Origin of the sequence: Burkholderia sp. Ac-20384, assembly GCF_017104605.1 — a bacterium.
GTDB classification, from domain to species: domain Bacteria; phylum Pseudomonadota; class Gammaproteobacteria; order Burkholderiales; family Burkholderiaceae; genus Burkholderia; species Burkholderia lata.
This window is the reverse complement of sequence record NZ_JAAGPE010000086.1, coordinates 1-23568: the sequence shown is the minus strand read 5'-3', so window position 1 is coordinate 23568 and position 23568 is coordinate 1. Positions and strand designations below refer to the sequence as shown.

General features: G+C 63.7%; 17 protein-coding genes. 13 read left to right on the top strand and 4 right to left on the bottom strand.

Annotation, left to right across the window (positions count from 1 at the left end; translation table 11 throughout):
• Positions 1 to 57: 57 nt before the first annotated feature.
• A complete protein-coding gene (locus tag G3O00_RS18395; RefSeq protein WP_011351711.1) occupies positions 58 to 1644 on the bottom strand; it encodes an acid phosphatase in 1587 nt (528 codons plus the stop codon).
• Positions 1645 to 1869: 225 nt separating this feature from the next.
• Between G3O00_RS18395 and G3O00_RS18390 the strand changes: the two genes are divergently transcribed.
• From G3O00_RS18390 to G3O00_RS18350, 9 genes are all read left to right on the top strand, one after another.
• A complete protein-coding gene (locus tag G3O00_RS18390) occupies positions 1870 to 3255 on the top strand; it encodes a cytochrome c peroxidase (RefSeq protein ID WP_206143871.1) in 1386 nt (461 codons plus the stop codon).
• A 126-nt stretch (positions 3256 to 3381) separates the two neighbouring features.
• On the top strand, positions 3382 to 3768 hold the full coding sequence (locus G3O00_RS18385) for a hypothetical protein (protein WP_206143870.1): 387 nt from the start codon (positions 3382 to 3384) through the stop codon (positions 3766 to 3768).
• An 11-nt stretch (positions 3769 to 3779) separates the two neighbouring features.
• Entirely contained in the window at positions 3780 to 4250 is a 471-nt protein-coding gene (locus G3O00_RS18380; protein ID WP_206143879.1) for an NUDIX hydrolase, read from the top strand.
• 797 nt (positions 4251 to 5047) lie between these two features.
• A complete protein-coding gene (gene tssI / locus G3O00_RS18375; protein ID WP_206143869.1) occupies positions 5048 to 7153 on the top strand; it encodes a type VI secretion system tip protein TssI/VgrG in 2106 nt (701 codons plus the stop codon).
• Positions 7150 to 8025 carry a DUF4123 domain-containing protein gene (locus G3O00_RS18370; RefSeq protein ID WP_206143868.1) on the top strand — a complete coding sequence of 292 codons (876 nt, stop codon included), beginning with the start codon at positions 7150 to 7152 and terminating at the stop codon, positions 8023 to 8025. The genes tssI and G3O00_RS18370 overlap by 4 nt, the downstream gene beginning before the upstream one ends.
• Positions 8026 to 8046: 21 nt before the next feature.
• Entirely contained in the window at positions 8047 to 10698 is a 2652-nt protein-coding gene (locus tag G3O00_RS18365; RefSeq protein ID WP_206143867.1) for a T6SS effector BTH_I2691 family protein, read from the top strand.
• Positions 10699 to 11859 (top strand): hypothetical protein, encoded by a 1161-nt coding sequence (locus G3O00_RS18360; protein WP_206143866.1) that lies wholly within the window; start codon positions 10699 to 10701, stop codon positions 11857 to 11859.
• A 221-nt stretch (positions 11860 to 12080) separates the two neighbouring features.
• Positions 12081 to 13196 carry a hypothetical protein gene (locus tag G3O00_RS18355; RefSeq protein WP_206143865.1) on the top strand — a complete coding sequence of 372 codons (1116 nt, stop codon included), beginning with the start codon at positions 12081 to 12083 and terminating at the stop codon, positions 13194 to 13196.
• A gap of 441 nt (positions 13197 to 13637) precedes the next feature.
• On the top strand, positions 13638 to 14462 hold the full coding sequence (locus tag G3O00_RS18350; protein WP_206143864.1) for a DUF6708 domain-containing protein: 825 nt from the start codon (positions 13638 to 13640) through the stop codon (positions 14460 to 14462).
• A 348-nt stretch (positions 14463 to 14810) separates the two neighbouring features.
• Here G3O00_RS18350 and G3O00_RS18340 read toward each other — a convergent pair whose 3' ends face one another.
• A complete protein-coding gene (locus G3O00_RS18340) occupies positions 14811 to 16520 on the bottom strand; it encodes a glutamine--tRNA ligase/YqeY domain fusion protein (RefSeq protein WP_206143862.1) in 1710 nt (569 codons plus the stop codon).
• A 248-nt stretch (positions 16521 to 16768) separates the two neighbouring features.
• Between G3O00_RS18340 and G3O00_RS18335 the strand changes: the two genes are divergently transcribed.
• Together G3O00_RS18335 and G3O00_RS18330 are read left to right on the top strand one after the other, a co-directional pair.
• On the top strand, positions 16769 to 16978 hold the full coding sequence (locus tag G3O00_RS18335; RefSeq protein ID WP_011351716.1) for an ornithine acetyltransferase: 210 nt from the start codon (positions 16769 to 16771) through the stop codon (positions 16976 to 16978).
• Positions 16979 to 17156: 178 nt separating this feature from the next.
• Positions 17157 to 17711 (top strand): alpha/beta hydrolase, encoded by a 555-nt coding sequence (locus G3O00_RS18330; protein ID WP_206143861.1) that lies wholly within the window; start codon positions 17157 to 17159, stop codon positions 17709 to 17711.
• A gap of 78 nt (positions 17712 to 17789) precedes the next feature.
• Here G3O00_RS18330 and G3O00_RS18325 read toward each other — a convergent pair whose 3' ends face one another.
• Positions 17790 to 19010 (bottom strand): CaiB/BaiF CoA-transferase family protein, encoded by a 1221-nt coding sequence (locus G3O00_RS18325; RefSeq protein WP_206143860.1) that lies wholly within the window; start codon positions 19008 to 19010, stop codon positions 17790 to 17792.
• 249 nt (positions 19011 to 19259) lie between these two features.
• Here G3O00_RS18325 and alaS point away from each other — a divergent pair, with 249 nt between their 5' ends.
• Entirely contained in the window at positions 19260 to 21884 is a 2625-nt protein-coding gene (gene alaS, locus G3O00_RS18320; protein ID WP_206143859.1) for an alanine--tRNA ligase, read from the top strand.
• Between the two features lie 126 nt (positions 21885 to 22010).
• Here the strand turns inward: alaS and G3O00_RS18315 are convergent, their stop codons facing one another.
• Positions 22011 to 22928, bottom strand: coding sequence for a LysR family transcriptional regulator (locus tag G3O00_RS18315; protein ID WP_206143858.1), 918 nt, complete (start codon positions 22926 to 22928; stop codon positions 22011 to 22013).
• Positions 22929 to 23051: 123 nt separating this feature from the next.
• On the opposite strand from G3O00_RS18315, the gene G3O00_RS18310 reads away from it, so the two are divergent.
• Positions 23052 to 23568 (top strand): YbfB/YjiJ family MFS transporter (locus G3O00_RS18310; protein WP_206143857.1); only part of this gene is annotated, 517 nt, incomplete at its 3' end.

The window sequence follows — 23568 nt, the reverse complement described above, 5'->3', positions numbered from 1 at the left end:
TTTGTCATGTCGTGGCCGGCATCGCGCCGGCCGGTGCATCGCAGTGCCGCTCAGCCGTTACAGGTTCGGCGACAGTTGCAGCGCGTTCGTCAGGTCGCCCATCGGCTGCCCGCCGTTGGCCTTCAGCGCGTCGTCGCGCTGTTGCAGGCCCGTGAGGCGCGGCAGCGAGAAGCGGCGCGTGATGAAGCGCAGGATCGACGCGGTGTCGTACTGCGTGTGGTCGACGAAACCCTTCTTCGAGAACGGCGACACGATGAGTGCCGGAATCCGCGTGCCCGGGCCCCAGCGGTCGCCCTTCGGCGGCGACACGTGATCCCAGAAGCCGCCGTTTTCGTCGTACGTGACGACCACGACCATGTTCTTCCACTGCGGGCTGGCCTGCAGGTGGGCGATCAGGTTCGCGATGTGCTGGTCGCCGCTCGAGACGTCCGTGTAGCCCGCGTGTTCGTTCAGGTTGCCCTGCGGCTTGTAGAACGAAACCTGCGGCAGCGTGCCCGCGTCGATCGCCTTGATGAACTCGCTGCCGTCGGTGCCGCCGTCGAGCAAGTGCTGCGCGCGGCTTGCGCTGCCCGGTGCCTGGTTCGCGTAGTAGTTGAACGGCTGGTGGTGCGGCTGGAAGTTCGGCGCCGTCATGTTCGGGCCGTAGATCACGTTCGCCGTGCCGCTTTGCGCGGCCTGTAGCGCCTGGTTCCACGCACCGCCGTACCATGCCCACGACACGCCCGCGTTGGTCAGCAGGTCGCCGATGTTCTGTTGCGATTGCGGCGGCAGCGTCGATGCGGCCGACGGGTCGGCGAGGTTCGGGTCGCCGCCCGATGCCGCCTTGTTGCCGCTCGGCTGGTACGGCGGCTGCATCGTGTTGATCGCGTAGAAGTCCGGCGTCAGGTTGCCCGAGTTCACGAACTTCGGAATGCCGTCGAGCGCGGAAGCCGGCGAGTTGGTCGCGAGCTGCAGCGACTTACCGTCTGCGGCGACGGCCGAGATCGAACCGGCGGCCGGGCTCTTGTCCGCGTTCGCGTAGAACGGCGCGCACGCGCAGATCAGGTACTGGTGGTTCAGGAACGAGCCGCCGAACGCGCCCATGAAGAAGTTGTCGGCCAGCGTGAACTGCTGCGCGATCTTCCACAGCGGCAGCTTCGTCGCGTCGGGCGTGTAGTGGCCCATCACGAGGCCGCCCGAGTCGGCCCAGGCGGCGAACATGTCGTTCTTGCCGCCGTTGATCTGCATCTGGTTCTCGTAGAAGCGGTGATACAGGTCGCGCGTCGTCACGCTCATCGACGTGTTGAAGCCGTTCGGGTCGTCGATCGCGAACGGCGCGTTCGGCAGGTTGGCCGTCATCGCTTCGGTCACGGCCGGCGTGACGCCCTTCGCGGTCAGGCCGCCCCAGACCTTCGGCAGCGTCGCGAGCGGCTGGCCGTTGCGGTCCTTCTGTTGCGCGCTTGCCGCAGTCACGTTCTGCAGGCCGTTCGCGCCCGGGAAGTTGCCGTACAGGTTGTCGAAGCTGCGGTTTTCCGCGTAGATCACGACGACGTTCTTCACCGTCGACAGGCCTTGCTGCTGCACGTCGTCGCCGCCGCAGGCAGTGAGGGCCGCGGCCGCGGCAACGGCGATCGGTGTAAAGCGAATCCAGGCGTGGTTTTTCATCCGTTGTACTCTCTATCTCTCTCTTGTCGCGTGGGGAACCGGAGCATTCGTGTACCGCCGGTTCGCGAGGGTAACCGTGGTATGTCCGGCTGTAAGCATTTTGAGGGTGCGATTTGACAGCCGGGTGTAGGCGTCCTTTCGATTAGCTGTCGATTGGCCGTCATGTAACGGTCATGCGGCTGACATAAACTCCGGCCGCTCCTGAACCCACTTTCCGACGAATCGATGAAGCCTCGCCAACCGACAGCCGGCGCGTTCGCGCGTTCGTGGCTGCACCTGACCGGCGCGTTCGCGCTGGCCACCACGCTTGCAACCCTTGCCGGCTGTGACGGACAGCCGGGGGCAGGCGCGCCTCCCGTGCAGGCCGCGAGCGCGGCAAGCGCGCCGGGCGCCGCCAATGTGGTTGCGTCCGCAACGGTTGCCGCCAGCGGCGCGGTGGTCGAGACGAACCAGCCGCAGACGCGGGCACAAGTTTACGAAGGCGTGCGCCGGATGACGGCGCTCGGCAAGCAACTTTTCTTTGACCCTACGCTGTCAGGTTCCGGCAAGCTCGCATGCGCGTCGTGCCACAGCCCCGATCACGCGTTCGGGCCGCCCAATGCGCTGGCCGTGCAGTTCGGCGGCGACGACATGAAACGCCCCGGCTTTCGCGCGGTGCCGTCGCTGAAGTACCTGCAGGGCGTGCCGCAGTTCACCGAGCACTTCCACGATTCCGACGACGAAGGCGACGAGAGCGTCGATGCGGGCCCGACGGGCGGCCTCACGTGGGACGGCCGCGTCGACACGGGCGCCGAGCAGGCGCGCATTCCGCTCACGTCGCCGTTCGAGATGAACAGCTCGCCCGCGAAGGTCGCGCAGGCCGTGAAGGCCGCGCCGTATGCGGACGAGTTCCGCGCGGTGTTCGGCGTGAAGGTGCTCGACGACGACGCGGCCACGTTCAAGGCCGTGCTGCGTGCGCTCGAGACGTTCGAGCAGACGCCCGAACTGTTCTCGCCGTACACGAGCAAGTACGACGCGTATCTCGCCGGCCATGCGCAGCTCACGCCGGCCGAACTGCGCGGCCTGCAGTTGTTCAACGACGAGAAGAAGGGCAATTGCGCGAGCTGCCACATCAGCCAGCGCGCGCTCGACGGCACGCCGCCGCAGTTCAGCGATTTCGGGCTGATCGCGATTGCGGTGCCGCGCAACCGCGCGCTGCCCGTCAATCGCGATCCGCGCTTTTACGATCTCGGTGCGTGTGGCCCCGAGCGTACCGACCTGAAGGGCCGCGACGAATTCTGCGGGTTGTTCCGCACGCCGTCGCTGCGCAACGTCGCGCTGCGCAAGACGTTCTTCCACAACGGCGTGTATCACACGCTGGAGGACGTGATGCGCTTCTACGTCGAGCGCGACATCCATCCGGAGAAGTTCTATCCGGTCGTGCACGGCAAGGTGCAGATTTATGACGACCTGCCCAAGCGCTACTGGCCGAACATCAACCGCGAGGCGCCGTTCGATCGCAAGCGCGGCGAGCAGCCGGCGCTGAACGCGGCCGAGATCAAGGACGTGATCGCGTTCCTCGGTACGCTGACTGACGGATATCAGCAAACGGCCGCTCCGGCCGGCCACTAGAAGGCGGCGCCGGCGGCACGCATGCTATCCTCGCTCGCTGACAGGCGCAGTGTGCGTGCCGGATGGCCGGCCCCCGGTTCGCCGGCATGCACCGCGCCGTTCGATCGAACATCCAAGGAGAACAACATGTCGATGCGTGCATCCCTTTCCGTCGTCACGCGCGTGCTGGCCGGCGCCGCGTGCGCAGCCGCGATGCTGCCCGCCCATGCGCAGAACAACCTGAACTTCCTGAACGACACGCCGCTCAGCTACTTCAGCAAGACCGACCGCGCGTCGCTTTCGAAGGCCGTGGTGCAGGTGCGCGACGAAGGCAAGGACGGCGAGACCACGACGTGGCAAAGCAGCGGCCGCGGCACGCAGATCGATGCGAAGCTCACGCCGACCACGACCGAGACGGACGGCAAGACCTGCCGCGAAGTCGCGACCGAAATCACCGCGAAGGGCCAGACGATGACGCTCAAGCCCGTCTATTGCAAGACCGACGCGGGCAAGTGGCAGTTGCAGAAGCGCTGAGCACGCGCGTGATGAAGCGGGGCGGCGCGCCGCGCACGGTGTCGTGCGGCGTCGTGATCCTCGATGCCGCCGGCCGCGTGTTCCTCGCGCATGCGACGGATACCACGCACTGGGACATCCCGAAGGGGCAGGGTGAGCCGGGTGAATCGCCGGCCGATGCGGCGCTGCGTGAACTGCTCGAGGAAACGGGCATCGTGTTCGGCGCCGATCGGCTGCTCGATCTTGGCCGCTTCGCGTACCGGCACGACAAGGATCTGCACCTGTTCGCGGTGCGCGTGGCCGACGACGAAGTCGATCTCGCGCACTGCACGTGCACGTCGCTGTTTCCGAGCCGCCGCGACGGCTCGATGATTCCCGAGATGGATGCGTATCGCTGGACCGTGCCCGGCGACATCGATGCGTTTGCAAGCCGCAGCCTCGCGCGGCTGTTTCGCACGAAGCTGTCGCTGGTGGAGTTGCATCGGCGGTTGATGGGTGGGTGAACCAGGATTTCGCTGTCGCCGTGACCGTGTGTGATCAACCACTATCGGTTTTGGGTGGGCAGCAGATCCTGGGCGTGCCACGTGTCAGTCGTTGCGTCCCGCTTTAATCGGCGAGTGGGTGCCGAGATCGAGATAGTCCACGTCAACGCCGCAACTGGAGACGCTCGGGTGGCGATGCGTCGCTTCTGTTAGCAACGCTGACGGGCGGCAAGTTTCGGCGGCCGGGATGCGTTGCCAGCACAGCGCGGAATCTTGCGGCCATCGGCAGCTATTCACCATTGGACTCTTGCAGGCGGGTGCCTGCCCAGGGGCGTGTACGCACGCTCGTCAAACAATGTGTCCCATCCTGTCCGTGAGCGGCAGCGAATCCAACAAAACACGCCACGTCCGCGGGCGCAGGATAAACACAATCCTGCACGTGCAAGCTCGATCAGAAAGGTGCCGCGTGCCTTCGACCGAGGCCCGCGAGTGATTTGGGTATCAGCAGATTCGCCCATTGATCAGTGCATGCAAGCACGTGCCGCGTTGTGGATGGCATTCGGCCCAGCGGTGGCTCTACACCGTCTGCAAGCCATGACGCCGCGAAATTTCATACATGTCTCATAGACATTCAGAGCCCCGGTAGCGAACCTCTTGCTTTGGAAAATCCACGGCGCCACGGCGGGTGTCGGGGGTTTCACATCGCACTGTCACATCGCTCGTCATCGTGCACGGCTGGAACCAACAGTCGCACGCATGGCGCACCGACGTGAGGGGATACGCATGGTTGCGTGTCCTCGGTTCGGAGAACTATCGCCATGCTGCAACCAACCCGGTTGTCCTTTACCTTCGCTGTCGGCGACGAGTCGTTCGAGGTCGTCGAGTTCACCCTGCACGAAGGGTTGTCCGAGACCTTCCACCTGCAGGTCGAACTGGCCAGCGCCGATCCGGCTATCGACTTCGGTCAGATACTCGATCGCAACGGCCTGCTCACGATCTGGCAGGGTGGTCAGCCCGTGCGCTATGTACACGGCGCGGTGTCGTCGTTCGTTCAGGGCGATACCGGCTTTCGACGTACCCGCTACTCGGCCGTAGTCGAGCCGCGTCTGGCACGCCTCAAGCTGTCGTCCGACTGGCGGATCTTCCAGACCGTGAGCGTGACCGAGATCGCCACTGCCGTGCTCAAGGCGCATGGCCTGACGATGGACTACGAGCAACGCGCCACCAACGAGCACCTGGCGCGCGAGTATTGCGTGCAGGCCGGCGACACCGACTACGCGTTCATCGAACGCATCCTGCGCGAGGAAGGCTTCTTCTACGCGTTCCGGCATGGCAAGGAGGGGCACCGGCTGATTCATTGCGACCGGTTGTTCATCTTCGGTCGCCTCGACGGCGAGCCCGTGATGTACAACGCCACGCCAGGCGGCGATCAGCCGCAACCGTGCCTGCGGACCTTTGCCTACACCGAGCATGTACGTACCGCGCGCCAGGTGCAGCGTGACTACACATTCAAGAATCCGCGCTTCAATCACGAGTACCCGCGTAACGGAACCGATCTCGATCATCAAGGCCGCGGCTACGCGCGCTACGACTATCCGGGGCGATATAAGCACGAAGCCAGCGGCAAGGCGTTCACCCAGGATCGCCTGCGTGGTCATCGACGCGATGCGCGCACGGCTATCGTGAATGGTGACAACGCGCGCTTGCAACCGGGCATCGCCTTCGAGCTCACTGGTCACCCGCGCGAGGACATGAACCGCAGCTGGCGTCCGGTGAGCCTGGTGCATCACGGCAAGCAACACACCAGCCAAGGGGAAGAAAGCGCCGACGCACAACACGGCACGTACTACGGCTACGAAGCGGTACTGGTGCCGGACGATGCCGAATGGCGCGCCGAGCCGCTGTCGCACCCGCGCATCGACGGCCCGCAGCCGGCGGTGGTGGTTGGCCCGGAAGGCGAAGAGATCTACACCGACGAATACGGCCGAGTGAAAGTGCAATTCCCTTGGGACCGCCAGGGGAAGCATGACGAGCACAGCTCGTGCTGGATCCGCGTTGCGCAGAACTGGGCGGGTGCGCTGTGGGGACACATGGCGATCCCGCGCATCGGTCAGGAGGTGATCGTCGACTTCTTCGATGGCGATCCGGACCAACCGGTCATCACCGGCCGCACCTACAACCGCCTCCAGCTACCGCCGTACGAACTGCCGCGACACAAGACGCGGATGACGATCAAGAGCCAGACGCACAAGGGCGACGGCTACAACGAGCTGCGTTTCGAGGACGAGGCCGGACAAGAGGAAATCTACATCCACGCACAGCGCGATCAGAACATCCACGTCAACCACGACGAAACGACGTTTGTAGGCAACGACCGCAGCGAAAACGTCACTCACGACGAGTTCCTCAGGGTGGGCAACAACCGCCACGACACGATCACCAACGATGACCGTACCGACGTCGGGCATGACCAACTGACCACCGTCGGCAACGACCAGACCCTGGTCATCAAACGCACCCAGCAGATCTCGATCGTGCAGGACCGCATCGAGGAAATCGGCAACAGCCGCGTCGACAAGATCGCGGCAAACCATACGGCCAGGGTGGGAGGTCACGTCGAGCTGTCAGTACAAGGTCATCATCAACTACACGCAACGGAAGCCATCCGGAATCACACGAAACACTACGAGTGTTCTGCCGACTCCATTTGCTGGAGCACACCGGGTGGCGTTCTCACGCTCGATGCTGGCGGCCTCAAATTCAACGGTGCTGCGGTCAACTACAAGGCGGGTGCTATCGACCTGTCCAGCGGGGGTGGTGGTACGCCGCTGGCCGTCGCTGGAGCGCCGAACACCGGCGAGCCGATCTGCGTCGGTTGCTGGCTGAAGGCAGTTGCCGAGCATCGGGCATTGGTGAAACTATGAAAAAGCTCGAAGACCAACTCCTGGAGCAGGTGCAGGCACTTGGGCCGACAGTCCATCTAGTCGCCGTGAGCGACATGGCGGAACTCGATGATGAACAACGAAGTGCCGTGCTCACCCGGTTCGCGGGAAATACGTATCCGTTGCTGCAGGATCCGGCTTTACATGCAATACGTCCCTATAGCCCCCTTCTGCTTGCTGCAGATACCGCCGACTATCAAGGGCACCACCGTCTAGCCGGCGCGTTCAATACCCGGCTGCGCAACACGTTGCATGGCTGGATAGTCAGCACCGTGCCTCCGGAACGGCTCGCTGAGCATCTGGCACAGGCCACCCTCGCTCACGGCCCGGATGGCGCGACCTATCTGCTGCGCCATTACGACCCTTGGGTACTACCCGTCCTGTACCAGCAGGCCCCACCGGCCTGGTGGCGCCAATTCATGGCGCCTATCGCCTCTTGGTGGATTCCCCGGGCCGACACGCAAGTTCAACGCTGGGGACGGATTCCCGGTTTGGCTGCCACTCACGTCAAACCACCGTCACCACTGGTAATTGACGAAGCGCTTTGGCAGGCCTTGACAGGCGATCCGCTGCCGCACCGTTTGCTACTGGCGGTGGAGGCGAGAACGCCGGAGTTGCTAGACCACCCCTGCCGAGGAGTACGCCTGGCGCGGATAGAAGCGCTTCTGGCCTACGCGCGCGAAGCCGGCCTATCCACGCACGACGACTTTTTCGACTACGTCTTCCTCGCACTGGCCCAGGGCCAGGAACGCCGCGAGGGTGACCGCTGCTGGCAGCCGGCCGTCCGCGCCGCGGCCGCCGGCAAAGGTCGTCTTGGCGACCTGTATCTGGCTTGTCGCAGCCAGCGGGCATAGCCCGACAACGAGAGAATATCGATGTCCAAACCGACCTATGCACTGACTGACTTGCTCGGCATCAGTCGCGATACGGCCGATCGAACGCGCAGCAACGAAGCGCCTGGTCCGTGCGTCAGTTGCAAACGCACGCTTACCATTCTGCCGCTGCGCTATGGCGTAATAGCAGGCAACGACAAAGTCGGTGTCGAACTATTGGCGCCATCGTTGCCGGCTCACTTGGGCAAGAAGCTCACAGTCAAGCTATCTGATAGCCGATATGCGGTGCGCAGTGTGCGCGAAGGCTACATCTACCTGTTCATCCAGCGCCGTGGTAGGGGCCATACGTGTGAGGCTGCCTACCGGGTTTGTGACAGCGGCCTGCTCCAGCCGGTATGGCCATATGATCCGGGCGTGCCCGTGGGCGGCATCCAGAACCTGGGTGGCTGGACATTGACCGTCGGTGATCCCGAGGACATCGACGAAGCGCGAATTCTCTTTACCCCCGATCCTTTAAGCCCAGCGAAGGTCGACCGCTATCGCGACGTCGCCCTTTATCGCAACCGTCTGCAGAAGTTTGATTTGCGTACGCTCGCGCAAAGCTGCTCGCGTTTCGAGGATGTGGTGAACCCGCAAGACCTCGACACTGTCGTGGCGGAGCTGCGCGTAGGAAACCACGCTGGTGCCAAGAGGTTGCTGGAGAGTCAGGCGTTCCCGCCGTTTCGCAGCGCATTGAAGCCTGGTGGCTCCGCCGAAGAAATCAAGACGATCTACAAGAGCACGCGGGATACGTTGAAGCAGAGTGCCGGCATTGCCGTGGTGCTGTACGACGCAGTCGGCGTTGTTCAGGAACTGAACGCGTGGCGCAACGACGCGATCGAAATCAACCGCTCATGGCTGCAAGTGGCGGACGAGCAGGGCATCACCAATGAGCGCCGCCACGCCGTGGCCGAAGCGCTGGACAACGTCAAGGAGGCGATGCAGCGCGGTTACATCGAAAACGCCGGGCTGGATGCGGAGGCCAGGCTGCGCAACGCCAGGGACAGTGACCTGCGCACGAAAGCACGGTTCGGATTCAATCCCCAGGACCTCAAGGAGATGGAGAAGCGCTACGACCCGACGCAGGCGCGCCAGCGCGCGGAAAAGGAGGCGCCGCATGCTTTCGACCGTTACCAGGTTCTCCTGGACTGGGACGGAGCAAAAGCCACTGTTCAGAAAGAATTCGCCCGTCGTGACAAGTTGGCGCAGCACGAGATGGACAAGCGCGAACCGGACCATCAAGCCTGGCTGCGTAATGACCTGCTCGCGGAGGCGCTCGACCTCTATGACCGTAGCGACCCGGTATGGGGGCAGGCCTTTGCTGAACAGGTCGGGCTGTGCCTGGTCGGGATGAATGGCTGCGATGGCGGTGTGGCCAAGTTGGCTTCCTGGTGGTCGGACATTGCTATTGGGAAGGACAACCTCGCCTGGCGTGCGCTGACTCGGAACCAGACGCAGATCGAGGAAGCAGCCAGGCTCACCTTGGCACAGGCGAAGGCGCAGTCCGGCGAGGGCCTGACGGCAGAGAACATGACTGCCATGCTGAGTGCGCAGAATGACCGCTTCAAAAACGTTGCCGATCTTCTGGGCAAGGCCGACGCGGCGGTCGAGGCCGCGATGGCCGCGGGCACGCACCCGTGGTTCGGCGCGGACAGACTCAGTCGTTCGCTCACGCTGTTCGCCCAGGCGCATCAATACCTGTTCAAGCTTTTTCCTCACAATGCCGCCGACCGCAATCTGTTGGTTCCGATGTTGGGTTTCATCCATGCCAACCTGGGGAGAAGCGTCACGCGCCTGCGCCTGGAGCAACTGGCTGCGGCAGGCCAAACCGCCAGCGAAGCACGGGTGGCAGGTCAGGTGAACTCGCACATCGCTGGCGTACGCAATACATTGGCCAACGAATTCCAGAACGGAGGGAGCGGCCAGTTCTACAAGGTTCGCGCAGGCGTCATCGTTGCGCTCGTCGAGTCGATTGCCCTGCTGACCAAAGCGGCTGGCTCCGACAAGGGGAGCAAGGAATACGCGGAATTGACCGCGGCAGGATTGGTAACCGCGGCAGCGGGGTTCGAACTGGCGGCAACCGGAATCGAGTCGGTGGCGGCTCGGTATGCGCCTTCCACCGTCGTGGGGCGGGGGGCTTCGATTGCGTTGGGTGGGATGAAGTTGTTTGGTGGGTTGTTGGCGACAGTGGGTGGAGGGATATCTACTGTGTTGGCAGGAGTGGATGTGGCAACCGCCCTTAGCCAAGATCGCTACGTCCTAGCTTATGCATATCTTGCGCAAGCAACAGTTTCGGCAGCAATTACAGCCTTAGCCTCAATGCTGTCGTTATCCGCCTCTGGTGCCTACCTGCGTTGGCTGCTACAGAACACACAGCGAACCCTCTTGCGCTTGATTCTACCCCCGCTGATTCGCTGGTCAGCGACACTGGCAGTTCCGGAAGTAGCCGCCATGCTGGGGGTGGCGCTAGGCTGGGCGACGGCCATTGGCGTCCTTGTAGCAGTGACCATCTGGACTATCACGCCAGACGAGATGGAGAACTGGTGTGCACACAGCTGTTTCGGTAAACGTGGTTCAAAAAGTTTTTGGAAACCATTCGAAAACGAAGAAAAAGAACTGATTGGTCTATATCAAGCTTTCAATGCGGTGAAATAGATGTACTTCATAGAACGTGGAATCTGGGCGATACAGAACGATCCCAGGGAGCGTGATGAACTGGAAGCCAATATGGTTCGCGCACTCAAAAAAGAAAAAATGGAAAGGGAGGAAGGGGGTAAATCGCTTCCTGAAATTCATGATCGGGTAAGCGAGTGCCCGTGCGCGGATGGTTCAATTTACGCTTTTAATGATACCTACATCGAACTCTATGCAGGTGCGCTGCAAGACAAGCGAGGGGGACTTACTGTTCTGACACTGATGATGGGCTCAATTATCTGGATCTTAGGGAAATTAACCATTGAGCTGGGTACAGTCTGGTTTACGGGTGTCCATTATTGGATGGAAAGGCCAGCCGTTGCTATGAACTATATTACATCTGTTTCCCTTGTGCTGTATGTTATTGGGATCTTTGGGGTAGTGTACAAATTACTCTGGCGCTTCATCCGGTTGGAAAATTTCGTCCAACGCCGTCTGCTTATCCGCTTCAACCGCGTGACTCGACAGGTGTACCTGCATCGCCCGGGCTATGCAGGTGGTCTTGCGACCTTGGCCTGGGATCAGGTCTCCCCGGAACCCGCGGTGGGCCTTCCCGAATGGCGAGGAACCGGCACCCAACTGATGCTGGCCTGGACCAACGACATGACGGGCTTGCCGTATTTCCACATCATGTTCGTCGGCAAAGTGGCGAATGGCACGAGCGATATCGTCAACCTGTGGGAGTTCATCCGCCGTTACATGGAGGAGGGACCGCAGTCGGTGCCGCGACCGAAGAAGCTGCTCGGCAAGGTGCCGTGGCCCTGGCTGTCCCTTCAGGCGCCGTGGAGTTTCTTCAAACCGTTTTGGCGCGGAGGATTGACGCGACGCGTGCTGCTGTGGACGGTGCTGCTGTCGCCGGTGATGCTCCTCCACGCCACCTTGCACTGGATTTCGTTGTTGCTGGGCTGGGAGCCACGCTGGCCACGCATCATCCGCGAGGCAGGCCTGCCCGGAAAACAGGTGCCTCCGCTGTCCACTGCCGCCGACTGGCCGCCACCGCCTGTGGCGACGCCTAAACCTCGCCGGCCACGCAAGTCCCGCAAAGCCAAGAACACCGAAGAGGACGCGAAGGCATCAGTGTCGACCGCTCCGGTCGGCGACGGCAAACCACCTGATGACTAACTTCGAGGCATTCACTCGAAAAACGAGATCCGGTTCACATCGGTGCTGTGGCGATAAGTGCGTGAGCATGCGGGAACGAATTCGACAAGCGAATCCAATCGAAGAATAGGAGCAGGCTGCTCTATCTGAGGAACGCGCGCGGGGAAACTATGTACTTTATAGAACGTGGAGTCTGGGCGATCCAGAATGATCCCGAAGGGCGAGGGGAGCTGGAGGCTAATATGGCTCGTGCTCTAAAAAAAGAAAAAGCGGATCGAGAGAAAGGAGGTGAATCGCTTCCAGGTATTCGCGATCGCGTGAGTGAGTGTCCGTGTGCGGACGGCTCAATATATGCCTTCAATGATACGTACATCGAGCTCTATGCGGGCGCGCTGCAAGATAGGCGAGGATTGGTTACGGCAATTACGCTTCAGTTAATGTGTATATTTTGGGTGACGGGTGAGCTTAGTCTTGAGCTTTTGACGGTTTGGTTCACGGGCGTTGATTATTATTGGCCGCACGAAAAGGCCTCGGCTTTCATTTATTTTGACTCTTTGGTTCGCCCTTTATTCCTCGCTGGCGCTTGCTTTGCTGTGCACAAATTCCTCTGGCGCTTCATCCGGCTGGAAAACTTCGTCCAACGCCGCCTGCTCATCCGCTTCAACCGCGTGACTCGACAGGTGTACCTGCATCGCCCCGGCTATGCCGGTGGTCTTGCGACCTTGGCCTGGGACCAGGTCTCCCCGGAACCCGCGGTGGGCCTTCCCGAATGGCGCGGAACCGGCACCCAACTGATGCTGGCCTGGACCAACGACATGACGGGCTTGCCGTATTTCCACATCATGTTCGTCGGCAAAGTGGCGAATGGCACGAGCGATATCGTCAACCTGTGGGAGTTCATCCGCCGTTACATGGAGGAGGGACCGCAGTCGGTGCCGCGACCGAAGAAGCTGCTCGGCAAGGTGCCGTGGCCCTGGCTGTCCCTTCAGGCGCCGTGGAGTTTCTTCAAACCGTTTTGGCGCGGAGGATTGACGCGACGCGTGCTGCTGTGGACGGTGCTGCTGTCGCCGGTGATGCTCCTCCACGCCACCTTGCACTGGATTTCGTTGTTGCTGGGCTGGGAGCCACGCTGGCCACGCATCATCCGTGAGGCAGGCCTGCCCGGAAAGCCGGTGCCTCCGCTGTCCACTGCCGCCGACTGGCCGCCACCGCCCGTGGCGAAGCCTAAACCTCGCCGGCCACGCAAGTCTCGCAAAGCCAAGAACACTGACGATGTCGTGAAGGTCTCTGCGTCGACCATGCCGGCCGGTGACGGCAAACCTCCGGTTCACGTCGGTGCGGTGACGACATGTGCGTGAGCATGCGAGAACGAATTTGACAAGCGAATCCAATCGTAGAAGAGGAGCAAGTTGCTCTGTCTGAGGAATTGGTGCGGGGAATTAATGTACTTCATAGAACGCGGAATATGGGCAATACAGAACGATCCCAGGGGGCGTGGCGAACTGGAAGCCAATATGGCTCGCGCGCTCAAAAAAGAAAAAGCGGATCGAGAGGAAGGAGGTAAGTCGCTTCCAGGTATTTGCGATCGCGTAAGTGAGTGTCCATGTGCGGACGGCTCAATATATGCCTTCAATGATACGTACATCGAGCTCTATGCAGGCGCGCTGCAAGATAGGCGAGGTTCAATTACTGTTTTTTCGCTAATAGTGATATCTATATTTTGGATTCTTGGGCCATTTAGTTTTGGTCTTTTAACGGTATGGTTTACTGGGGTTGATTATTGGACTCAGGAAAAAGCCATGGCTTTTGTTTACTTGGATTCACTGGTTTATCCTTCATTCCTCGCTGGTGTTTGCTTTACAGTGTACAAATTCCTCTGGCGCTTCATCCGGCTGGAAAACTTCGTCCAACGCCGTCTGCTCATCCGCTTCAACCGCGTGACTCAGCAGGTGTACCTGCATCACCCCGGCTATGCCGGTGGTCTTGCGACCTTGGCCTGGGACCAGGTCTCCCCGGAACCCGCGGTGGGCCTTCCCGAATGGCGAGGAACCGGCACCCAACTGATGCTGGCCTGGACCAACGACATGACGGGCTTGCCGTATTTCCACATCATGTTCGTCGGCAAAGTGGCGAATGGCACGAGCGATATCGTCAACCTGTGGGAGTTCATCCGCCGTTACATGGAGGAGGGACCGCAGTCGGTGCCGCGACCGAAGAAGCTGCTCGGCAAGGTGCCGTGGCCCTGGCTGTCGCTTCAGGCGCCGTGGAGTTTCTTCAAACCGTTTTGGCGCGGAGGATTGACGCGAGGCGTGCTGCTGTGGACGGTGCTGCTGTCGCCGGTGATGCTCCTCCACGCCACCTTGCACTGGATTTCGTTGTTGCTGGGCTGGGAGCCACGCTGGCCACGCAACATCCGTGAGGCGGGCCTGCCCGGAAAACCGGTGCCTCCGCTATCCACGGCAGCCGACTGGCCACCACCGCCCGTGACGAAGCCCAGGCCTCGCCGCGCACGCAAGCCTCGCAACAAGGTATTGCAGCCCGACGAGAAGGGCGATGCGTCAGCAGAAGCGAATGATGACCAGGCACCCGGTAACTCCACGAATCCACGCGAGGTAAAACGATGACCCGCTCCCTGATTGTCCTGGGTGACACCAGCAGCCACGGTGGTACGGTGCAAACGGCAACAACCGGTTTTACGGCCAACGGTATTCCCGTTGCTGGCCAAGGCGACACACTGCAATGTCCCCTACATGGCCTGGTTTCGCTTCAGGCTTCTGGAAGCGGCATGCGGTCCAACGGAAAGGCCCCCGTTCGCGATGGCGATACAACCACGTGTGGCGCAACGTTGATTGCTTCGCGGAGCGGCGTGACCTGGGCAGGTTGAGTGAACGGTGCGGAGTCGCCGCGAGTAGATACGTCAATAAAAAACCGGCCACGAAGGCCGGTTCTTTAGCGTCAGGCGAAGCACGCCGTTACGCCGGCTTGCCCCAGCTGTCGCGCAGCCCGACGATCCGGTTGAACACCGGCTTGCCCGGCTTCGAATCGACACGATCCGCCACGAAGTAGCCGTGACGCTCGAACTGCAGGCGCGTTTCCGGTGCGATGTCGTCGTTGCCCGGTTCGATATATGCCTGCACGATCTTCTTCGAATCGGGATTCAGCGCCTCGAGGAAGTTCGCGCCGCCCGCGTCCGGATGCGGCTCCTTGAACAGGCGGTCGTAGATCCGCACTTCGGCCGGTTGCGCATGCTTCGCGCTGACCCAGTGGATGTTGCCCTTGACCTTGTACGTGTTCGCGCCTTCGGTACCCGACTTGCTGTCCGGGAAGTAGTTGCAGTGCACGGCCGTCACGTTGCCGTCGGCGTCCTTGTCGAAGCCCGTGCACTCGATCACGTAGCCGTAGCGCAGACGCACCTTGTTGCCCGGGAACAGGCGGAAATAGCCCTTCGGCGGGTTCTCGACGAAGTCCTCGCGCTCGATCCACAGCTCGCGCGAGATCGGGAACGTGCGCACGCCGCGATCCGGGTGGTGCGGGTGCACGGGTGCCGTGCACGCTTCCTCGAGGTCTTCCGGGTAGTTGTCGATCACGAGCTTCAGCGGATCGAGCACGGCGACCGTGCGCGCGGCCTTGTCGTCGAGGTCGTCGCGCAGCGCGCCTTCGAAGATGCTCATGTCGATCCACGAGTCGATCTTCGTCACGCCGATCCGCTCGCAGAACAGGTGGATGCTCTCCGGCGTGAATCCGCGGCGGCGCACGCCGACGATCGTCGGCATCCGCGGGTCGTCCCAGCCGTCGACGTGGCCTTCGGTCACGAGCTGCAGCAGCTTGCGCTTGCTGGTGATCGCGTACGTGAGGTTCAGTCGCGAGAATTCGATCTGTTGCGGCAGTGGGCGCGTGAACATGCCGGCTTCCGCGAGTTCGTTCAGCACCCAGTCGTACAGCGGGCGGTGATCCTCGAATTCGAGCGTGCACAGCGAATGCGTGATGCCTTCGAGCGCATCCGAGATGCAGTGCGTGTAGTCGTACATCGGGTACACGCACCATGCGTCGCCGGTGCGGTAGTGGTGCGCATAGCGGATCCGGTAGATCACCGGGTCGCGCATGTTCATGTTCGGCGAAGCCATGTCGATCTTCGCGCGCAGCACGTGCTCGCCTTCCTTGAACTCGCCGGCCTTCATGCGGCGGAACAGGTCGAGGTTTTCTTCCGGCGTGCGCTCGCGGAACGGCGACGGCTTGCCGCCTTCCGTCAGCGAGCCGCGGTTCGCGCGCATTTCATCGGCGCTCTGGCTGTCGACATACGCACGGCCGCGCTGGATCAGCAACTCGGCGAACTCGTACAGCTTGTCGTAGTAGTCGCTCGCGAAGTACTGGTGATCGACCGCGTCCTTGCGCCAGTCGAAGCCGAGCCAGCGCACCGCGTCGACGATCGAATCGACGTACTCGACGCTTTCCTTTTCCGGGTTCGTATCGTCGAAGCGCAGGTGGCACACGCCACCATAGTCGCGCGCGACGCTGAAGTTCAGGCAGATGCTCTTGGCGTGCCCGATGTGCAGATAGCCGTTCGGCTCGGGCGGAAAGCGCGTCTCGACGCGGCCGCTCCATTTGCCGGTGCGGTTGTCGTCGTCGATGATGTTGCGGATGAAATTGGAAGCCGCGGGGGCGTCGTTGCGTTCGGTGCTCATGCGGATGGCGTCAGGTTGTGTCGGCGCGCGCGTCGCGCCGGTTTAATCCCGTGATTCTACCTGACCGGGGTCCGTCCCGCGCGGCTTGCAGCATGGCGGGGGCGGGTTTCGACCGATTATCTCGATATTGTGTCGGCTGTAACACGACGTAAATCGGATTGCTCGGGCCGTTTGGCGTTGCCTATGATGGCTTCACCGATTCAATGCCGCCGTTCGGGTTGCCGCGCAGCGGGAGGAAACTAAAAATCATGATGAAGAAGACCACGTTTATCGTTCGTACCGCGGTGATCGTCGCGGCCCTGTCGCAACTCGGCGCGTGCGCCATGACGCATACGCAGCGCAATGCCGGTATCGGCGCGGCCGCGGGCGGCGCGCTCGGCTACCTGGTGACGGGCGGCCCGCTCGGCACGGTCGCCGGCGCAGCGGCAGGCGGTATCGTCGGCGCGAACGTGCGCTGACCGATGACATGACGCGAGCCGCCTGCACGGCGGCTTGTCGTCCGGTCGCGACGCGGTGCTCAACGCGTTCCGACCCCACGCACATCCTTCCGGTATCAGACAGGCAGCATCAGGGAGGAACGGGTGTGCGACACTGCGCCGACGCACCATAACGATTTCACTCGTCGACGCACTTTCCATGAGCCGATTCCCCGTTCTCGTCCTGCCGGGCTACGCCAATTCGGGCCCGCTTCACTGGCAGAGCCGCTGGGAGCGTGCCGATGCACGTTTCTCGCGCGTTGCGATGCCCGACTGGGATAGTGCGCTCCGCAACGGCTGGTGCCTCGCACTCGACCGCGCGGTCGAAGCCGCGCGCGGGCCGGTGCTGATTGCCGGTCACAGCCTCGGCACGCTGACCACCGCGTGGTGGGCGACGCGTTATGCGCGCCCGGCCGCGCTCGCGAAAGTGCGCGGCGCATTGCTCGTCGCGTTGCCTGATCCCGACGGTCCCGCGTTTCCGGCCGACGCGCATGGCTTCGGGCCCGTGCCATACGAACGACTACCGTTTCCGACCTGCGTCGTCGCCAGCAGCGACGATCCGTATGGCTCGCTCGCGTTCGCCCGCACCTGCGCGAACGCGTGGGGCAGCGTATTCCACGATATCGGCCCGCGCGGCCACATCAACGCGGACAGCGGGCTCGGCGACTGGCCCGAGGCGCGCGGCTGGCTCGACGCGCTCGCTCGCGGCGATTGACAGCGCAGGGCGGGGCGGTGGCTGTGGCCGCTACCGCCGACATGGCCAGCCCGCCCGCACCCGCGCCAACTCCCGCGTTCAGATCGCCTGTTTCGCCCGCAGCGCGGCGATCTTCGCGTCGTCGTAGCCGAGCATGTCGCGCAGCACGTCGTCGGTCTGCGCGCCGAGCAGCGGCGGGGCCGTGCGCGCGTCGGGCGGCGTCGCGCTCATCCGGATCGGGTTGCGCACGAGCTTCGCGTCCGCGCCGCACGGGTGCGGCAGCGACACCTGCATCCCGCGCGCGACCACCTGCTCGTTGTCGAACACCTCGTCGAGATCGTTGATCGGCCCGCACGGCACGCCGGCCGCTTCGAGCGCACCGATCCAGTCGGCCTTGTCGCGCGCCCTCACCATTTCCGCGAGGATCGGCACCAGCGTGTCGCGGTGGCGCACGCGCGACGGATTCGTCGCGAAACGCTCGTCGTCCGCCAGTTCGGGCTGGCCGCCGGCCTCGACGAACTTGCGGAACTGGCCGTCGTTGCCGACCGCGACGATGATCCAGCCGTCGCGCGTCTGGAACGTCTGGTACGGCACGATGTTCGGATGCGCGTTGCCCCAGCGCACTGGCGGCTTGCCGCTCGCGAGGAAGTTGGTGTTCATGTTCGCGAGCAGCGCGACCTGCACGTCGAGCAGCGCCATGTCGATGTACTGGCCTGCGCCGGTCCGGTCGCGGTGCGCGAGCGCGGCGAGTACCGCGATCGTCGAGTAGAGGCCGGTCGCGAGGTCGGCGATCGCGACACCGGCCTTCTGCGGGCCGCCGCCCGGCTCGCCGTCGCGCTCGCCGGTGATGCTCATGAAGCCGCCGATGCCCTGGATGATGAAGTCGTAGCCCGCGCGGTGCGCATACGGGCCCGTCTGGCCGAAGCCGGTGACCGAGCAGTAGACGAGATCGGGCTTCACCGCGCGCAGCGAGTCGTAATCGAGCCCGTATTTCTTCAACTGGCCGACCTTGTAGTTCTCGAGCACGACGTCGCTTTGCGCGGCAAGCTCGCGCACGATCTGCTGGCCTTCGGGCGTCGCGATGTCGACCGTCACCGAGCGCTTGTTGCGGTTCGCCGCGAGGTAGTACGCGGCCTCGGCGGTATCCGCGCCGTCCGCATCCTTCAGGTACGGCGGCCCCCAATGGCGCGTGTCGTCGCCGGCGCCCGGGCGCTCGACCTTGATCACGTCCGCGCCGAAATCGGCAAGCGTCTGCGCGCACCACGGGCCCGCGAGCACGCGGGTGAGGTCCAGCACGCGGATATGGCTCAGGGCACCCATCGTCGAATCGTCTCCTTTCATGGCTGGCCTTGTCGGGCAAGGCCGGTTGGCATGCCGAGCATCTTAAGGCGAATCGGCCCCGTGGGTGGCCCACCCGGCACGGCCGGATGGCCGAGCCGCTTTCCGGCGCTTTGCCCGGAAGCCGGCCCCGATCCCGTATAATCGATCGTTTCCGAATCCATGCCGCCGCGCGCCCCGACAAGGGCGCCGGCGTTTGAAGCCGTCTTTGCCAGACTGTCCCCGCACGCCATGAAAGCTGCCGAAATCCGCGAGAAATTCCTCAAATTCTTCGAATCGAAGGGCCACACGATCGTCCGCTCGTCGAGCCTCGTGCCCGGTAACGACCCCACGCTGATGTTCACGAACTCGGGCATGGTCCAGTTCAAGGACGTGTTCCTCGGCACGGATCCGCGTCCGTACTCGCGCGCCACGACGGCGCAGCGCAGCGTGCGTGCGGGCGGCAAGCACAACGACCTCGAGAACGTCGGCTACACGGCGCGTCACCACACGTTCTTCGAGATGCTCGGCAACTTCTCGTTCGGCGACTACTTCAAGCACGACGCGATCAAGTTCGCGTGGGAGCTGCTGACCACGGTCTACCAGCTGCCGAAGGACAAGCTGTGGGTCACCGTGTACCAGGAAGACGACGAGGCCTACGACATCTGGGCGAAGGAAGTCGGCGTGCCGACCGAGCGCATCATCCGCATCGGCGACAACAAGGGCGCGCGCTACGCATCGGACAACTTCTGGACGATGGGCGACACCGGCCCGTGCGGCCCGTGTACCGAAATCTTCTACGACCACGGCCCGGACGTGTGGGGCGGCCCGCCGGGGTCGCCTGAAGAAGACGGCGATCGCTACATCGAGATCTGGAACCTCGTGTTCATGCAGTTCAACCGCGACGCGCAGGGCAACATGACGCGCCTGCCGAAGCAGTCGGTCGACACCGGCATGGGCCTCGAGCGTCTCGCCGCGGTGCTGCAGCACGTGCACAGCAACTACGAGATCGACCTGTTCCAGAACCTGATCAAGGCCGCCGCGCGCGTGACCGAAATCAGCGACCTCACGAACAACTCGCTGAAGGTGATCGCCGATCACATCCGCGCATGCTCGTTCCTGATCGTCGACGGCGTGATTCCCGGCAACGAAGGCCGCGGCTACGTGCTGCGCCGGATCGTGCGCCGCGCGATCCGCCACGGCTACAAGCTCGGCCGCAAGGGTTCGTTCTTCCACAAGCTGGTGGCCGACCTCGTCGCCGAGATGGGCGTCGCGTATCCGGAGCTGAAGGAAGCCGAACAGCGCGTGACCGACGTGCTGCGCCAGGAAGAAGAGCGCTTCTTCGAGACGATCGAGCACGGCATGTCGATCCTCGAAGGCGCGCTGGCCGACGTCGAAGCGAAGGGCGGCAAGGTGCTCGACGGCGAGCTCGCGTTCAAGCTGCACGACACCTACGGCTTCCCGCTCGACCTCACGGCCGACGTGTGCCGCGAGCGCGGGATGACGGTCGACGAGCCGGCATTCGACGACGCGATGGCGCGCCAGCGCGAGCAGGCGCGTGCGGCCGGCAAGTTCAAGGCCGCGCAGGGCCTCGAATACACGGGCGCGAAGACCACGTTCCACGGCTATGAGGAAATCGCGTTCGACGACGCGAAGATCGTCGCGCTGTACGTCGACGGTTCGTCGGTCAACGAAGTGAAGACCGGCCAGGATGCGGTCGTCGTGCTCGACCACACGCCGTTCTACGCGGAATCGGGCGGCCAGGTCGGCGACCAGGGCGTGCTCGCGAACGCCGCGACGCGCTTCGCGGTGGCCGATACGCTGAAGGTGCAGGCCGACGTGATCGGCCACCACGGCACGCTGGAGCAGGGCACGCTGAAGGTCGGCGACGTGCTGCGCGCGGAAATCGACGCGCATCGCCGCGCCCGCACGCAGCGCAACCACTCGGCCACCCACCTGATGCACAAGGCGCTGCGCGAAGTGCTCGGCGCGCACGTGCAGCAGAAGGGTTCGCTGGTCGATGCGGAAAAGACCCGTTTCGACTTCGCGCACAACGCGCCGATGACCGACGACGAAATCCGTCGCGTCGAGCAGATCGTCAACAACGAAATCCTCGCGAACGCGCCGGGCATCGTGCGCGTGATGCCGTACGACGAAGCGGTGAAGGGCGGCGCGATGGCGCTGTTCGGCGAGAAGTACGGCGATGAAGTGCGCGTGCTCGACCTCGGCTTCTCGCGCGAACTGTGCGGCGGCACGCACGTGAGCCGCAGCGGCGACATCGGCTTCTTCAAGATCGTCGTCGAAGGCGGCGTCGCGGCCGGCATCCGCCGTGTCGAGGCGATCACCGGCGACAACGCGGTGCGCTACGTGCAGGAACTCGACGCGCGCGTGAACGAAGCCGCGGCTGCGCTGAAGGCGCAGCCGTCGGAACTCACGCAGCGTATCGCGCAGGTGCAGGACCAGGTGAAGTCGCTCGAGAAGGAACTGGGCGCGCTGAAGTCGAAGCTCGCATCGAGCCAGGGCGACGAGCTCGCGCAGCAGGCCGTCGAAATCGGTGGTGTGTTCGTGCTGGCCGCGACGCTCGAAGGCGCCGACGCGAAGACGCTGCGCGAAACGGTCGACAAGCTGAAGGACAAGCTGAAGAGCGCGGCGATCGTGCTGGCAGCCGTCGAAAGCGGCAAGGTCAGCCTGATCGCGGGTGTCACGCCCGACGCGAGCAAGAAGGTCAAGGCCGGCGAGCTCGTGAACTTCGTCGCGCAGCAGGTCGGCGGCAAGGGCGGCGGCCGTCCGGACATGGCGCAGGCAGGCGGCACCGAGCCGGCGAACCTGCCGGGCGCGCTGGCTGGCGTGAAGGGTTGGGTCGAAGAGCGTCTCTGATCGTTCCGACCGATGTGATGTCGCTTGATTGCGGCATCGCGTGAAATGAAGAAGACCCGATCGGCACATGCCGGTCGGGTCTTTTTGTTGGTACGCCGGAACAATGAATGCCGGCCGCCCGACGATTCAGGCCGGCACGGTAACCGGCGGCTGCGCCGCACCGTCCGGCTGCCGTGCGGCCGCGTCGCTCAATGCATCGCGTAACGCGGCCAGCGCCGCCGACGCATAGCCCTGCCGCCACGCGAGCAGCGTATCGATGCCTTCCAGTTCGGGGATCACGTGCGCGGTGATGTTGCCGGTCTCGGGCTGCAGGTCGAGCACCGAACGCGGCGCGACCGCGATGCCGGCACCCGCCGCGACGCACGCGACGATCGCGTGATACGACCCGAGTTCGAGCACGCGCGCCGGCTTGACGCCGTGCGCCGCGTACCACTGCTCGACGTACTTGCGATACGTGCAGCCGCGCTCGAATGCGATCAGCGTCGGCAGGATCACGTCGCGCGGCGTGCGCACCGGCGGATGACCGCGCGGGGTGAGCAGCACCAGGTCCTCGCGGAACACCGGCACCGTCTCGAACGTGTCGGGCAGCGTGTCCGGCGCGGGCGGGCGCGCAAACAGCGCGGCGTCGATCTCGAAGTCGCGCACGCGGTCGATCAGCCAGCCCGTCGTGCCCGTCAGCAGTTCGAGCGACACGTCGGGCCACGCGTGGTGATAGCGCGCGAGCACGGTCGGCAGGCGGCTCGCAGCCGTGCTTTCCATCGTGCCGAGCCGCAGCCGCCCGCGCGGCGTGTCCTCGCGCACCGCGTCGCGTGCCTCGTCCGCGAGCGCGAGCAGGCGTTCCGCATACGGCAGCAACGTGTGCCCGGCCGGCGTCAGCACGAGCCGGCGGCCGTCGCGCACGAACAGCGCCGCACCGAGCTCTTCCTCGAGTTGCTTGATGCGCGTCGTGACGTTCGACTGCACGCGATTGAGCTTGGCCGCCGCGCGCGTCACGCCGTTCTCGCGCACCACGGCCCGGAAAATCGCCAATGCCGCCAGGTCCATGATTCTCTCCGAGCGATGGGTGGATTCTCAATTATTCATTTTTCGAGAACGTTTGGTCAAGCTAGGATGGAAGCATTCCGATTTCCGATCCGGCCGGCGCGTTGAACGCCGGCCCATGCCGCCATGTCCCGCTCGAACGCCCCGATCGCCCCGACTGCCGCCGCCGGCGCGTCCCCCGTCGATGATGCCGACCGCCGCGCCCGCACGGCCGCATTGGCCTGCATGGTCGGCCTCGCGGTCGTGCTGGGCGTCGGCCGCTTTGCGTTCACGCCCTTGTTGCCGCTGATGCTCGCGGACGGCTCGATCGGCCTGAAGGCCGGCGGCTGGCTTGCGTCGGCGAACTACGCGGGCTACTTCGTCGGCGCGGTCAGTTGCGCCGCGCTGCGGGTGGCGCCCGCGCGCATGGTGCGCATCGGGCTCGTGGCCACTGTGCTGCTCACTGCGGCGATGGGCGTCGGCCACCTGCTGCCCGTGTGGCTCGCGGTGCGCTTCGTCGCGGGCGTCGTCAGCGCATGGACGTTCGTGTTCGTGTCGCAATGGGGGCTGCGGCGCCTGGCCGAACTGCATGCGCCGGAGTGGAGCGGGGTGATCTACGCGGGGCCCGGCGTCGGCATCGTGGTGACGGGGCTGATCGGCAGCA